12 protein-coding genes and 1 pseudogene are annotated in these 12123 nt (G+C 72.0%); 6 read left to right on the top strand and 7 right to left on the bottom strand.

The window, feature by feature from the left end; translation table 11 throughout:
• Positions 1 to 16: 16 nt before the first annotated feature.
• Both ACIBN2_RS06520 and ACIBN2_RS06515 read right to left on the bottom strand, forming a co-directional pair.
• Complete coding sequence (locus tag ACIBN2_RS06520; RefSeq protein WP_399133069.1) at positions 17 to 862, bottom strand: PaaX family transcriptional regulator C-terminal domain-containing protein; 846 nt, start codon at positions 860 to 862, stop codon at positions 17 to 19.
• Positions 863 to 1021: 159 nt separating this feature from the next.
• Positions 1022 to 1486, bottom strand: coding sequence for a DUF6299 family protein (locus tag ACIBN2_RS06515; RefSeq protein ID WP_399133068.1), 465 nt, complete (start codon positions 1484 to 1486; stop codon positions 1022 to 1024).
• A 227-nt stretch (positions 1487 to 1713) separates the two neighbouring features.
• On the opposite strand from ACIBN2_RS06515, the gene ACIBN2_RS06510 reads away from it, so the two are divergent.
• Positions 1714 to 1908: a DUF5999 family protein gene (locus ACIBN2_RS06510; RefSeq protein ID WP_399133067.1), complete on the top strand. Its 195-nt coding sequence runs from the start codon at positions 1714 to 1716 to the stop codon at positions 1906 to 1908.
• Positions 1909 to 1914: 6 nt separating this feature from the next.
• Here ACIBN2_RS06510 and ACIBN2_RS06505 read toward each other — a convergent pair whose 3' ends face one another.
• Together ACIBN2_RS06505 and ACIBN2_RS06500 are read right to left on the bottom strand one after the other, a co-directional pair.
• Positions 1915 to 2313, bottom strand: coding sequence for a RidA family protein (locus ACIBN2_RS06505; protein ID WP_399133066.1), 399 nt, complete (start codon positions 2311 to 2313; stop codon positions 1915 to 1917).
• The gene (locus tag ACIBN2_RS06500) at positions 2310 to 3503 is read right to left on the bottom strand and encodes an acyl-CoA dehydrogenase family protein (RefSeq protein ID WP_399133064.1); all 1194 of its coding nucleotides are present in this window, start codon (positions 3501 to 3503) and stop codon (positions 2310 to 2312) included. The genes ACIBN2_RS06505 and ACIBN2_RS06500 overlap by 4 nt, the downstream gene beginning before the upstream one ends.
• 125 nt (positions 3504 to 3628) lie before the next feature.
• On the opposite strand from ACIBN2_RS06500, the gene ACIBN2_RS06495 reads away from it, so the two are divergent.
• The 4 genes and pseudogenes from ACIBN2_RS06495 to ACIBN2_RS06480 form a co-directional block, all read left to right on the top strand.
• Positions 3629 to 5245, top strand: a complete 1617-nt coding sequence (locus ACIBN2_RS06495; RefSeq protein WP_399133063.1) for an AMP-binding protein — start codon at positions 3629 to 3631, stop codon at positions 5243 to 5245.
• 15 nt (positions 5246 to 5260) lie between these two features.
• Positions 5261 to 6073 carry a PaaX family transcriptional regulator C-terminal domain-containing protein gene (locus ACIBN2_RS06490; RefSeq protein WP_399133062.1) on the top strand — a complete coding sequence of 271 codons (813 nt, stop codon included), beginning with the start codon at positions 5261 to 5263 and terminating at the stop codon, positions 6071 to 6073.
• A 115-nt stretch (positions 6074 to 6188) separates the two neighbouring features.
• Complete coding sequence (gene cysC, locus ACIBN2_RS06485; protein WP_399133061.1) at positions 6189 to 6740, top strand: adenylyl-sulfate kinase; 552 nt, start codon at positions 6189 to 6191, stop codon at positions 6738 to 6740.
• A gap of 178 nt (positions 6741 to 6918) precedes the next feature.
• A pseudogene (locus ACIBN2_RS06480) lies at positions 6919 to 7200 on the top strand (hypothetical protein); the annotation flags it as partial.
• Here ACIBN2_RS06480 and ACIBN2_RS06475 read toward each other — a convergent pair.
• Positions 7184 to 9451, bottom strand: a complete 2268-nt coding sequence (locus tag ACIBN2_RS06475; RefSeq protein ID WP_399133060.1) for a bifunctional salicylyl-CoA 5-hydroxylase/oxidoreductase — start codon at positions 9449 to 9451, stop codon at positions 7184 to 7186. The pseudogene ACIBN2_RS06480 and the gene ACIBN2_RS06475 overlap by 17 nt on opposite strands.
• A 7-nt stretch (positions 9452 to 9458) precedes the next feature.
• Complete coding sequence (locus tag ACIBN2_RS06470; protein WP_399133059.1) at positions 9459 to 10286, bottom strand: enoyl-CoA hydratase family protein; 828 nt, start codon at positions 10284 to 10286, stop codon at positions 9459 to 9461.
• A gap of 298 nt (positions 10287 to 10584) precedes the next feature.
• Here ACIBN2_RS06470 and ACIBN2_RS06465 point away from each other — a divergent pair, with 298 nt between their 5' ends.
• On the top strand, positions 10585 to 11037 hold the full coding sequence (locus tag ACIBN2_RS06465; protein ID WP_399133058.1) for an ATP-binding protein: 453 nt from the start codon (positions 10585 to 10587) through the stop codon (positions 11035 to 11037).
• 16 nt (positions 11038 to 11053) lie between these two features.
• Here ACIBN2_RS06465 and argF read toward each other — a convergent pair whose 3' ends face one another.
• On the bottom strand, positions 11054 to 12061 hold the full coding sequence (gene argF / locus ACIBN2_RS06460; RefSeq protein ID WP_399133057.1) for an ornithine carbamoyltransferase: 1008 nt from the start codon (positions 12059 to 12061) through the stop codon (positions 11054 to 11056).
• Positions 12062 to 12123: the final 62 nt, after the last annotated feature.

Here is a 12123-nt window from a genome sequence, read left to right as displayed (position 1 = left end):
GCCGGGCCCGGGGGCGCTAGCCCTCCAGCTCCTCCCAGCGCCGCTGTGCCGCCGTGCTCCAGTCCGCGTGCCTGCTGTGGAAGAGGTCCGCAGCCCGCGCTCCGCTCCAGCCCGTGGGGAGGAGCTTCGCCGGGAGGCGTGGGTCCAGGAAGGGGAAGCGGCGCCATTCGTGGACCAGCCTGGTCAGGTCGTGCAGGACGGCGTCGCCGTCCGCCGGGTGCAGGCCCGTGAACTCGTCGATGAAGGACTCGTAGCGGTCCTCCACCTCGCTCAGGTCCCAGGCGCGGGCGACCATGGCCGGCTCGCTGCCCACGGCGCCGTAGGCCGCGGAGAAGGACATCGCGTCGTCGGCCAGGCCGAGTTCCTTCAGCACGGCGAGTGCCTCGGCCTCCCGGTCGGCGCGCGATGTGATCCACACGCCGGGCTCAGGGGAGCCGAAGCCGGCCCAGCTCAGCCGGGTGCGGACGCGGTGGCGCAGGTCGCGCTTGGACTCCGGCACCGAGACCAGGACCACCAGCCAGGTGCCGTCCCAGGAGCGCTCCTCGCGTCCGAAGTCGTAGATGCGCTGCGCGCCCTCGGTCAGCAGCCGGCGTCCCGGCGGGGTCAGCGCCCAGCGCACCCGGCGGCCCACCCGCTCCGAGGCCAGCCAGCCCTCCGCGGCGGTACGGGCCAGGGACTGGCGGGCCGACTTCTCCTCCACGCCGAACAGCGCGAGCGCCTCCACCAGAGCCGACGTCCACACGGGCCGGCCGCGCGGCAGGACGTACTCGCCGAGCATGGTCATCAGCAGCGAACGGGCGCTCGTGTCACCGACCTCCCGGCGCCTGCTGACCACCGGCCGCGCGGACGCGTCCTTCGCCATGCCCGTCACACCCCTCGCTGCCGGTGACCCGATGCCGTACTTGCACAATATCTTGTCGTCACGCGAGGGATAAGTAGATCGTCTTGGGCTCCGCCCGGTCCGTTCCGGACCTGCCGCGCGCCGCCGGCCTCCCGGTTCGGCGGCGCGACGGGACGGCTGTCAGACCTTGGTCAGGGTGACCTCGTGCCGCTCCACGGCGTGGAAGCGGGGCAGGGGCAGGATGCCCTGGAAGTGGAGCTCCGTGACCGTGGCCTCGACGCTGACCTTGCCCGGCTCGACCTCCGGGGACGGCACGCTGCTGTTCTCCCAGCGGTGCTTCGCACCGTCGCAGATGGCCATCGTGCCGCCGATGCCCTGGATCACGGTCGTGCTGCCCCCGGAGGAGGTCGTGGAACTTTTCCGGACGTTGGAACTGACGAAGGCCGGTCCGTCGCTGCCGACGCAGCGGTACGTGCCGGAGAGCGTGACGGTGCCGTCCTCGGCGATGTGGCCCGTCGGGTCGACGGTCACCGTCTCCTGCACGTCCGTGGCCCGCTGCGGGGCCGCGGTCGCCGGGGCGGCCGGAGCGGCGAGCAGGAACAGCGCGGCACCGGCGGCGAGGGCCAGGGCGGGACGCTTGGTCATGGGAAACCTCCTGTAGGTGGGGGCTTCCACTGGTACCCGGCGAGAACGCCGACGGCCGTGACCGTCACCCCTTCGGTGGCGAGTCCGCACCGACCGTCGTGGAACCGTCCGGGGGTTGTCCGCGTGTTGTCACGCTTCCCGGCGGCCCGTTCCGATGAGTTCACGAGGGGAGCATGGTCTGTCCATAGGGACCGGACGGACGGTCCCGACCGACGTGGAGGTGCGCCATGTGTTCCCACCAGTCCTCGTGCCCTTCCTTCGACGCCGGCGCCGCGCACGTCGTCGCCGCCCACCCCGAGCAGGGCTGGAGCCTGCTGTGCGACGGCGCGATCGTCTTCGACGACACCGGTGAGCTGACGTCCGACGGCCGGGCCGTCGCGCCGCACCGGGTGCCCGCGGAGCGGCTGACCATCGCCGCGTAGGACGGTCTACGGCAGCACGGCGAACCCGTCGAGCTCCACCATCGCCTGCTCGTCCCACAGGCGTACGACCCCGACGACGGCCATCGCCGGATAGTCACGGCCCGCCGACTCCCGCCAGATACGGCCCAGTTCGGGCGCGTGGGCGCGATAGGCGGCGACATCGGTGGCGTAGACGGTGACCCGGGCCAGATCGGCCGGGGTGCCGCCCGCCGCGCGCAGGGCCGTGAGCAGATTGGCCAGAGCCCGCGCGAACTGCTCGGGGAGGGTGTCGCCGACGACCTTGCCGTCGGCGTCGAGAGCGGTCTGGCCGGCCAGCAGGACTACGCGGGAGCCGGTGGCGACCACGGCGTGGGAGAAGCCCGTCGCCGGGGACAGGTCGGGCGGATTGACACGCTCGGTGCTCACTGCGATTCCTCCACTGTCTCCATGCCGGCGTACAACTCCTTGGCGATGATGCCGCGTTGGACCTCGCTCGCCCCCTCGTAGATGCGCGGGGCGCGCACCTCCCGGTACAGGTGCTCGAGCAGATGGCCGCGGCGCAGGGCGCGGGCGCCGTGCAACTGGACGGCCGTGTCGACGACATACTGCGCGGTCTCGGTGGCGAGCAGCTTCGCCATCGCCGCGCGCTTGGGGACGTCGGGGGCGCCTTCGTCGTACGCCGACGCCGCAGCGTGGACCATGAGGCGGGCGGCATCCGTGCGCAGCGCCATCTCCGCGACCTGGTGGGCGACGGCCTGCAGATCCTTCAACTTGCCGCCGAACGCGTCCCGTCGGGACGTGTGCGCGAGAGTCGCGTCCAGCGCCGCCTGCGCCATGCCGACCGCGAACGCGCCGACGCTGGGGCGGAACTGGTTCAGGGTTCCCATCGCGACCCGGAACCCGCGGTCCACCTCACCGAGGACGTCGTCCTCCGTGACGGGTACGGCGTCGAAGTCGAGGGCGCCGATGGGGTGCGGCGAGAGCATGTCGAGGGCCGTTCCGGTGAGCCCGGTCCGGTCGGCCGGGACGAGGAAGGCCGTCACGCCCCGTGCGCCCGCGCCGGGCGTGGTCCGGGCGAAGACGGTGTAGAAGTCGGCCTCGGGCGCGTTGGAGATCCAGCACTTCTCGCCGGTGAGCCGCCAGCCGGTACGGCCGTCGGCTTCGGCCGCGAGCGACCCACCGGACTCCGGCGCCTGCCCCGGCTCCGGCTCCGGCTCCGCGCGCAGCTCCAGCGCCGCCGCGTCCGAGCCCGCCCCCGGTTCCGTCAGCGCGAAGGCCGCCACCGCAGTGCCGTCGGCGACCTTCGGCAGCCAGCGGTCGCGCTGGGCCGGGGTGCCGCAGGCGTGCACCGGATGCGCGCCGAGGCCCTGCAGGGCGAGGGCGGTCTCGGCCTCCGTGCAGGCGTACGCCAGGGACTCCCGCATCAGGCAGAGGTCCAGGGCGCCCGAGGTGAACAGCCGCCCCAGGAGCCCGAGCCGGCCCAGTTCCGCGACGAGCGCGCGGTTGACGTGCCCCGGTTCGCCCTTCTCGGCGAGCGGGCGCAACTGCTCCGCGGCCAGGGTGCGCAGCTCGCCACACCAGGCGATCTGTTCCGGTTCGAGCGAGAATGCGGGCATTGCCGGTCCCCTCTCCTCAGCGCCTCCCCTGACCGTATCGCGTACCGTTGACTGTCGTCACCAACACGATACGCTCGAAGCGCGAGCCCACCACGACGGCCAGAACGGCAAGGGGGCGCACCGCCATGAACGTCTCGGCCCACGTCGACACCTTCGCGCGCGATCACCTCCCGCCGCGCGAGGACTGGCCCGAACTGTGCTTCGATCTGCCAGAGCTGCGTTACCCCGATCGGCTGAACTGTGCCGCCGAACTGCTGGACCACGCCGACCCCGCGCGCCCGGTGTTCCACACCCCCGCGGGCCCGTCCTGGACGTACGGCGAGCTCCGTGCCCGCGTCGACCGCATCGCGCACGTCCTCACCCGCGATCTCGGCGTCGTCCCCGGCAACCGCGTCCTGCTGCGCGGCCCGACCACGCCCTGGCTCGCGGCCTGCTGGCTGGCCGTACTGAAGGCGGGCGCGGTCGCGGTCACCGTGCTCGCCCAGCAGCGCCCGCACGAGCTGAGCACGGTGTGCGGGATCGCCGAGGTGCGGCACGCGCTGTGCGACATACGGGCCGTGGACGACCTGGCGAAGGCCGAGATACCCGGCCTGCGGATCACGACGTACGGCGGCGACGCCCCCGACGACCTGCTGCGCCGGCCGGCGCCCGACACCCCGTACCCGGCCGTCGACACCGCGGCCGACGACGTCGCGCTCATCGCGTTCACCTCGGGCACGACCGGCCGCCCCAAGGGCTGCATGCACTTCCACCGGGACGTGCTGGCGATCGCCGACACCTTCTCGCGGCATGTGCTCAAGCCCCGCGCGGACGACGTCTTCGCGGGCAGCCCGCCGCTCGGCTTCACCTTCGGGCTCGGCGGTCTCGTCATCTTCCCGATGCGCGCCGGCGCGAGTTCGCTCCTGCTCGAACAGGCCCATCCCAAGCAGCTGTTGGCGGCGATCTCCGAGCACCGGGTCTCCGTGGTGTTCACCGCGCCGACCGCCTACCGCGCGATGCTGGACGAGCTCGACACCCACGCCGTCGCGTCACTGCGCCGCTGCGTCTCGGCCGGCGAGAACCTGCCCGCCGCCACCTGGCAGGCCTGGTACGACCGGACCGGGCTGCGCATCATCAACGGCATAGGCGCCACCGAGCTGCTGCACATCTTCATCTCCGCGGCCGACGAGCACATCAGACCCGGGACGACGGGCACGGCCGTACCGGGCTGGCGGGCGCGGGTGCAGGACGAGGACGGCAACCCCGTGCCCGACGGCGAACCCGGACTGCTCGCCGTGCGCGGCCCCGTCGGCTGCCGCTACCTCACCGACCCGCGGCAGCACGTCTATGTGCGCGGCGGCTGGAACATCACCGGTGACACGTATGTCCGCGACGGCGACGGCTACTTCCGCTACGTCGCCCGCGCCGACGACATGATCATCTCGGCCGGGTACAACATCGCGGGACCGGAGGTCGAGGACGCGTTGCTGCGCCATCCGGACGTGGTGGAGGCGGCCGTCGTGGGGCGGCCCGACGAGGCGCGCGGGCAGGTGGTCGTGGCGTACGCCGTGCTCAAGGAGGGTGCCGAGCGGGACGTCGAAGCCCTGCGCGCCTTCGTCAAGTCCGAGCTGGCACCGTACAAATGCCCCCGCGAGATCGTCTTCCTGGACGCGCTGCCGCGCACCGCGACCGGCAAGCTCCAGCGCTTCCGGCTGCGCAGCGAACCGGAGGTCGAACGTGAAACCGATGGTGACCAGCACTGATGCCGACGACCTAAGATGATCAACGTGTCCGACCAGCATGCACCGCGGTCTCTCATCGTCACGCTCTACGGCGCCTACGGCCGTTTCGCCGAGGGCCCCGTGCCCGTGGCCGAACTGATCCGGCTGCTGGCCGCGGTCGGCGTGGACGCCCCCTCGGTCCGCTCGTCGGTGTCCCGGCTCAAACGCCGCGGGCTGCTGATGCCGGCCCGCACGGCCCAAGGTGCGGCCGGCTACGAACTCTCGCCGGACGCGCGCCAGTTGCTCGACGACGGCGACCGGCGGATCTACGCCACGACCCCACCCGAGGACGAGGGCTGGGTGCTCGCCGTGTTCTCCGTGCCCGAGTCGGAGCGGCAGAAGCGGCACGTGCTGCGGTCCCGGCTGGCCGGGCTCGGCTTCGGCACGGCGACGCCGGGGGTGTGGATCGCTCCCGCGGGGCTGTACGAGGAGACCCGGCACACGCTCCAGCGGCTGCGCCTCGACCCGTACGTCGACCTCTTCCGCGGCGAGCACCTCGGGTTCGCGGCGACCGCGGAGGCGGTGGCCCGCTGGTGGGACCTGGCCGCGATCGCCAAGGAGCACGAGGCGTTCCTCGACCGCCACGGACCCGTGCTCCAGGGATGGGAGCACCGGACGGACACCTCGCCGGAGGACGCGTACCGCGACTACCTGCTCGCCCTGGACTCCTGGCGCCATCTCCCCTACGTCGACCCGGGCCTGCCGGCCCGCCTCCTGCCCGAGGACTGGCCGGGGGTGCGCTCGGCGGCCGTCTTCCGGGGACTGCACGCGCGGCTCAGGGACGCGGGGGCCGAGTTCGCGGGCGTGTGATCCCAGACACAACGCGCGTCACTCACGGAACCCTCAGCTTCTTCTATCACTCTTCTCAAGGTTCTTACCTAGGGTCCCTCGGAGCCTCCCAAGGTAAGAAAAGAGGAAGTTGCGCATGACCACCAGGGCACGGGCTCAGGGAGCCACGGTCTGGCTCACCGGACTGCCGAGCGCGGGCAAGACGACGATCGCCCGCCACCTCGGGGAACGCCTGAGGGCCGAGGGACATCGTGTGGAAGTCCTCGACGGCGACGAGATACGCCGCTTCCTCTCCGCGGGCCTCGGCTTCTCGCGGGAGGACCGCAACACCAACGTCCAGCGCATCGGCCTCGTCTCCGAGGTCCTCGCACGCAACGGCGTGCTCTCCGTCGTCCCGGTCATCGCGCCGTACGCGGACAGCCGCGAGGCGGTGCGGGGGCGGCACGAAGCCAGTTCCACGCCGTACATCGAGGTGCACGTCGCCACGCCGGTTCAGGTGTGCAGCGAGCGGGACGTGAAGGGGCTCTACGCCCGGCAGGCCGCGGGCCAGTTGGTGGGGCTGACGGGCGTCGACGATCCGTACGAGCCCCCGTCGGACCCGGACCTTGTGCTGCCGACGCAGGACCAGACGCCGCGGGAGTCGGCGGACGCGGTGCACGCGGTGCTGGCGGAGCGGGGGCTGGTGTGAGCGCGGCGACGCGGAGCTTCGCCCTGTCCCATCTGGACGCGCTGGAGTCCGAGGCGGTGCACATCTTCCGTGAGGTGGCGGGTGAGTTCGAACGGCCGGTGATCCTCTTCTCCGGCGGCAAGGACTCCATCCTCATGCTGCACCTGGCGCTGAAGGCCTTCGCCCCCGCGCCGGTGCCGTCACCGCGAACGTCTGCCACCTGGCCGACCGCCCCCTGCGCGTCGGCGACCGCGTCCTGCTCCGGCACACCACCCGCACGGTCAAGGCCATCGTCAAGGACCTGGCAGGAGCGGCGGGGCTGGCCGCGAACGACCTGGGCCGCGTCACCCTGCGCACCGCCGCCCCTCTCCCCCTCGACGACTACACCGCCTCCCGCCGCACCGGCGCGTTCATCCTGATCGACCCGGCGGACGGCGCGACCCTGACTGCGGGGATGGCGAGCGTCAACTCCCCAGTTTGAGCCGCTGCTTGGGAGCGTCCGTGCGGCCCGTCTGGGGGCGGCGGCTGCCCGCGCGGTACGGCTCCGGCCAGATGGCGCCCGGGCCGACGTAGCCCTGTTCGGCTGCCGCGTGGAGGGTCCAGTGGGGGTCGTAGAGGTGGGGGCGGGCCAGGGCGCAGAGGTCGGTGCGGCCCGCCAGGATGAGGGAGTTGACGTCGTCCCAGGAGGAGATCGCGCCGACCGCGATCACCGGGACGCCGACGCGGTGGCGGATGCGGTCGGCGTACGGGGTCTGGTAGGAGCGGCCGAAGGCCGGGCGTTCGTCGGAGACGACCTGACCGGTCGACACGTCGATCGCGTCGGCGCCGTGCGCGGCGAAGGCGCGGGCGATCGCCACGGCGTCCTCGGCACTCGTGCCGCCCTCGGCCCAGTCGGTGGCGGAGATGCGGACGGTCATGGGCTTCTCGTCCGGCCAGACCTCGCGCACCGCGTCGAAGACCTCCAGCGGGAAGCGGAGACGGTTCTCCGGCGAGCCGCCGTAGCCGTCGGTGCGGCGGTTGGTCAGCGGGGAGAGGAAGCCGGAGAGCAGGTAGCCGTGGGCGCAGTGCAGTTCGAGGAGGTCGAATCCGGCGTCGGCGGCACGCCGGGCGGAGGCGGTGAACTGCTCTCGCAGATGGGCGAGTTGGGCGCGGGTCAATTCGCGCGGGATCTGGCTGCCCGGCTTGTACGGCAGCGCGGAGGCGGCCGTCAGCGGCCAGTTGCCGTCCTCGAGCGGCTCGTCCATGCCTTCCCACATCAGCTTGGTCGAGCCCTTGCGGCCGGAGTGGCCGAGCTGCACGCCGATCGCGGTGCCCGGGGACTGCGCGTGCACGAAGTCGGTGATCCGCTTCCAGGAGTCCGCCTGCTCCGCGGTGTACAGGCCGGTGCAGCCGGGCGTGATCCGGCCCTCCTCGCTGACGCACACCATCTCGGTCATCACCAGGCCGGCCCCGCCGAGGGCCCGTGCGCCCAGGTGCACCAGGTGGAAGTCGCCGGGCAGGCCGTCGACGGCGGAGTACATGTCCATCGGCGAGACCACGACCCGGTTGCGCAGCGTCAGCCCGCGCAGCCGGAACGGCGTGAACATCGGCGGCGTACCGTCCGGGCAGCCGAACTCGCGCTCCACGGCACCGGTGAAGTGGGCGTCGCGCAGGCGGAGGTTGTCGTGGGTGACCCGGCGGCTGCGGGTGAGCAGGTTGAAGGCGAACTGGCGCGGCGGCTGGCCGAGATAGAGGTCCAGGTTCTCGAACCACTCCAGGCTCGCGCGGGCGGCACGCTGCGTGGAGGCGACGACGGGCTTCCGCTCCTCCTCGTAGGCCGCGAGCGCCTTGTCCAGGGAGGGCTGTTCCTCCAGACAGGCGGCGAGGGCGAGCGCGTCCTCGACGGCGAGCTTGGTGCCGGAGCCGATGGAGAAGTGGGCCGTGTGGGCGGCATCGCCGAGCAGCACGGTGGTGCCGTGCGACCAGTGCTCGTTGGTCACCGTGCGGAAGGTGGTCCACGCCGACTTGTTGGAGCGCAGCGGCCGGCCGCCCAGCGCCTCCGCGAAGATCTTGGCGCACCGCTCGACGGACCCGGCCTCGTCGAGCTCGGCGAACCCGGCCGCCTGCCACACCTCCTCGCGCATCTCGACGATGACCGTGGAGGCGTCGGACGCGTACGGGTAGCCGTGCAGCTGCATCACGCCGTACTCGGTCTCGGCGATGTCGAAGCGGAAGGCGTCGAAGGCGAAGTCGGCGGCGAGCCAGATGTAGCGGCAGCGGTGGCTGGTCACCCGGGGGCGGAAGACGTCGGCGTAGGTCTCGCGGGTGGTGCTGTTGATGCCGTCGGCGGCGACGACGAGGTCGTTCGTCCGCGCCAGCTCGTCGGGGTGCGGGGCCTCGGAGCGGAAGCGGAGCTCCACCCCGAGGGCGCGGCAGCGGTCGTGCAGGATCTCCAGCAGGCGCTTCCTGCCGAGGGCCGCGAAACCGTGGCCTCCGGAGGTGTGCCGTGCTCCCCGGTGCACGATGTCGATGTCGTCCCAGCGGACGAATTCCTCGCACATGGCCTCGTAGACCACGGGATCGGCATGCTCGATGCCGCCGAGCGTCTCGTCGGACAGGACGACGCCGAACCCGAAGGTGTCGTCCGGGGCGTTGCGCTCCCAGACGGTGATCTCGCGGGCGGGGTCCAGCCGTTTCAGCAGTGCCGCGGCGTAGAGGCCGCCGGGACCGCCGCCGATGATCGCGACGCGCATCGCGACCTCACCTCCCCTGCCACTTGGGCGGCCGCTTCTCCGTGAACGCGGCGTGGAACTCGGCGTAGTCGTCGCCGTTCATCAGCAGCGCCTGCGTCGAGGCGTCCAGTTCGACCGAGGCCGCGAGCGGCATGTCCAGCTCCGCCGTGAGCAGGGCCTTGGTCTGGGCGTACGCCAGGGCCGGTCCCTCGGCCAGGCGGTGGGCCAGGGCCTGGGCGGCCTCGTCGGCCCGGCCCTCCTCGGTCAGTTCGCTGATCAGGCCGATGCGCTCGGCCTCGGGCGCGCGGACCGGTTCGCCCAGCATGAGCAGACGGGTGGCGTGGCCGAGTCCGACCACCCGGGGCAGCAGGTAGGCCGCGCCCATGTCGCCGCCGGACAGGCCGACGCGGGTGAACAGGAACGCGAAGCGGGCGCTCGGGTCGGCCACCCGGAAGTCCGCCGCCAGGGCCAGCACGGCGCCTGCGCCCGCCGCCACGCCGTGCACGGCCGCGATCACCGGGAACGGGCACTCCCGGATCGCCCGCACCGTCTGCCCGGTCATCCGGTTGAAGTCGAGGAGCTGGGCGGTGTCCATGGACAGGGTGGCGCCGATGATCTCGTCGACGTCGCCGCCCGAGCAGAAGCCGCGGCCCTCGCCGGCCAGCACCAGGGCCCGTACCGCGCGCTCCCGGGACAGCTCGGCGAGCAGGTCGCGCAGGTCGGCGTAGGCGCCGAAGGTGAGCGCGTTGAGTTTGTCGGGGCGCGCGAGCGTGACCGTCGCGACCCCGTCGGCGAGCTCTACGCGCAGGTGCTCCCAGCGCGGGGTGCGGCCGGCGGAGCCGGTGAAGGGACTCATGACTGCGGCCTCCTCGGGGGGCGGGCACTGCCGTACTGAGCTCTGCCCTTCGAAGTTATCACCCTTCTGTGACCGTCGTCAGGAGTGCGCGATAAGGCTGGCCGGATCCGACCCGGCCGGGTCACATCCGTCACGGATCGTCGACAGACGGGCTACGGCCGGATCAGCCGTGCGAGGCGAGCCGTCGTTACGGGTAAGCCGCTCGTCATCGGGGCCGAAGGTCCCGTACGGCGCCCGCCGGAGGACTCTGACGGACGGCGCCGTACCATTCATAAGGTTGAAAGCAGGACAGCCTGCTATGAACGGACCCGCCTTGCACCAACGCCCCTCCACCTCCGCCTCCTGGCGCATCGCGCTGCCGCACACCACCGCGGCCGTGCCGGTGGCCCGTGCGCTCGTGCGCACGGTGCTGGCCGAGCTGGACCACGGGGCCGACTGCGACACCGCGGAACTGCTCACGGCTGAGCTGGTGGCGAACGCCGTGGAGCACACCGTGGGCGACTCCCCGATAGAGCTCGTGGTGGAGCTGCTGCCGGGCGGCTGCCAGGTCGAGGTGCACGACCCGGACCCGATGCCGCCCTACGAACTGACCTGGCCCGGCGACAAGGAGCCCGACGTGTGGGACGAGGGCGGGCGCGGGCTGCTGCTGATCCGCGCGCTCAGCTCGTCCTGCGGACACCGGCCGACCACCTCGGGCAAGGCCGTCTGGTTCCGGCTGCCGACGGTGCCGCGGCAGCGGCGCCACGCCTGACCGCCGGCCGCGCGGGTCAGGCCAGGGTCGCGACCAGGACCGCCTTGATGGTGTGCATCCGGTTCTCGGCCTCGTCGAAGACCACGGAGTGCTCGGACTCGAACACCTCGTCGCTGACCTCCAGCTCGGTGAGCCCGTGGCGCTCGTGGATCTCGCGGCCGACGTCGGTGCCGAGGTCGTGGAAGGCCGGCAGGCAGTGCAGGAACTTCACGTCGGGATTGCCGGTGGCGCGCAGGACGTCCATGGTCACGGCGTAGGGGCCGAGGAGCCCTATGCGCTCGTCCCAGACCGCCTTGGGCTCCCCCATCGACACCCATACGTCGGTGGCGATGAAGTCGGCGCCGCGCACACCCTCCTTCACGTCGTCGGTGAGCGTGATCCGGGCGCCCGACGCCACTGCGAGATGCTGGGCCAGTTCCACGATCGTCTGGTCCGGCCACAGCAGCCGGGGCGCGACGATGCGGATGTCCATGCCGAGCAGGGCGCCGGTGACCAGGTAGGAGTTGCCCATGTTGTAGCGGGCGTCGCCGAGGTAGGCGAAGGCCGTCCCGGTCAGCGGCTTGTCGGTGTGCTCGGTCACGGTGAGCACGTCGGCCAGCATCTGGGTGGGGTGCCATTCGTCGGTGAGCCCGTTGTAGACGGGGACCCCGGCGTACGCGGCCAGCTCCTCGACGACACCCTGACCGTGTCCGCGGTACTCGATCCCGTCGAACATCCGCCCGAGCACGCGCGCGGTGTCCTTCACGGACTCCTTGTGCCCGATCTGCGAGCCCGACGGGTCGAGGTACGTCGTCGAGGCCCCCTGGTCGGCGGCCGCGACCTCGAACGCGCAGCGTGTGCGCGTCGAGGTCTTCTCGAAGACGAGCGCGATGTTCTTCCCGCTCAGGTACCGCGTCTCGGCCCCCGCCTTCTTGGCGGCCTTCAGCTCGGCGGCCAGCTCGATCAGGCCGAGGAACTCCTGCTCGGAGAAGTCGAGCTCCTTGAGGAAGTGGCGGCCTGCGAGGGCGGTCGGGACTGTCGCCATGGGGGCACTCCAGAATGCGGGAACGTCTACTCTTGGAAGTCTATACGAAGAATTGCATGCCT

It is taken from the genome of Streptomyces sp. NPDC050534 (genome assembly GCF_044457745.1).
In the GTDB taxonomy this organism is placed as follows: Bacteria; Actinomycetota; Actinomycetes; order Streptomycetales; family Streptomycetaceae; genus Streptomyces.
This window is presented reverse-complemented; position numbering and strand designations above follow the sequence as displayed.

What these genes read in the sequence shown, in the direction of transcription:
- ACIBN2_RS06520 (WP_399133069.1), bottom strand. Translation starts at nt 862, where the DNA reads ATGGCGAAGGACGCGTCCGCGCGGCCGGTGGTCAGCAGGCGCCGGGAG.
- ACIBN2_RS06515 (WP_399133068.1), bottom strand. Translation starts at nt 1,486, where the DNA reads ATGACCAAGCGTCCCGCCCTGGCCCTCGCCGCCGGTGCCGCGCTGTTC.
- ACIBN2_RS06510 (WP_399133067.1), top strand. Translation starts at nt 1,714, where the DNA reads ATGTGTTCCCACCAGTCCTCGTGCCCTTCCTTCGACGCCGGCGCCGCG.
- ACIBN2_RS06500 (WP_399133064.1), bottom strand. Translation starts at nt 3,503, where the DNA reads ATGCCCGCATTCTCGCTCGAACCGGAACAGATCGCCTGGTGTGGCGAG.
- ACIBN2_RS06495 (WP_399133063.1), top strand. Translation starts at nt 3,629, where the DNA reads ATGAACGTCTCGGCCCACGTCGACACCTTCGCGCGCGATCACCTCCCG.
- ACIBN2_RS06490 (WP_399133062.1), top strand. Translation starts at nt 5,261, where the DNA reads ATGATCAACGTGTCCGACCAGCATGCACCGCGGTCTCTCATCGTCACG.
- cysC (WP_399133061.1), top strand. Translation starts at nt 6,189, where the DNA reads ATGACCACCAGGGCACGGGCTCAGGGAGCCACGGTCTGGCTCACCGGA.
- ACIBN2_RS06475 (WP_399133060.1), bottom strand. Translation starts at nt 9,451, where the DNA reads ATGCGCGTCGCGATCATCGGCGGCGGTCCCGGCGGCCTCTACGCCGCG.
- ACIBN2_RS06470 (WP_399133059.1), bottom strand. Translation starts at nt 10,286, where the DNA reads ATGAGTCCCTTCACCGGCTCCGCCGGCCGCACCCCGCGCTGGGAGCAC.
- ACIBN2_RS06465 (WP_399133058.1), top strand. Translation starts at nt 10,585, where the DNA reads ATGAACGGACCCGCCTTGCACCAACGCCCCTCCACCTCCGCCTCCTGG.
- argF (WP_399133057.1), bottom strand. Translation starts at nt 12,061, where the DNA reads ATGGCGACAGTCCCGACCGCCCTCGCAGGCCGCCACTTCCTCAAGGAG.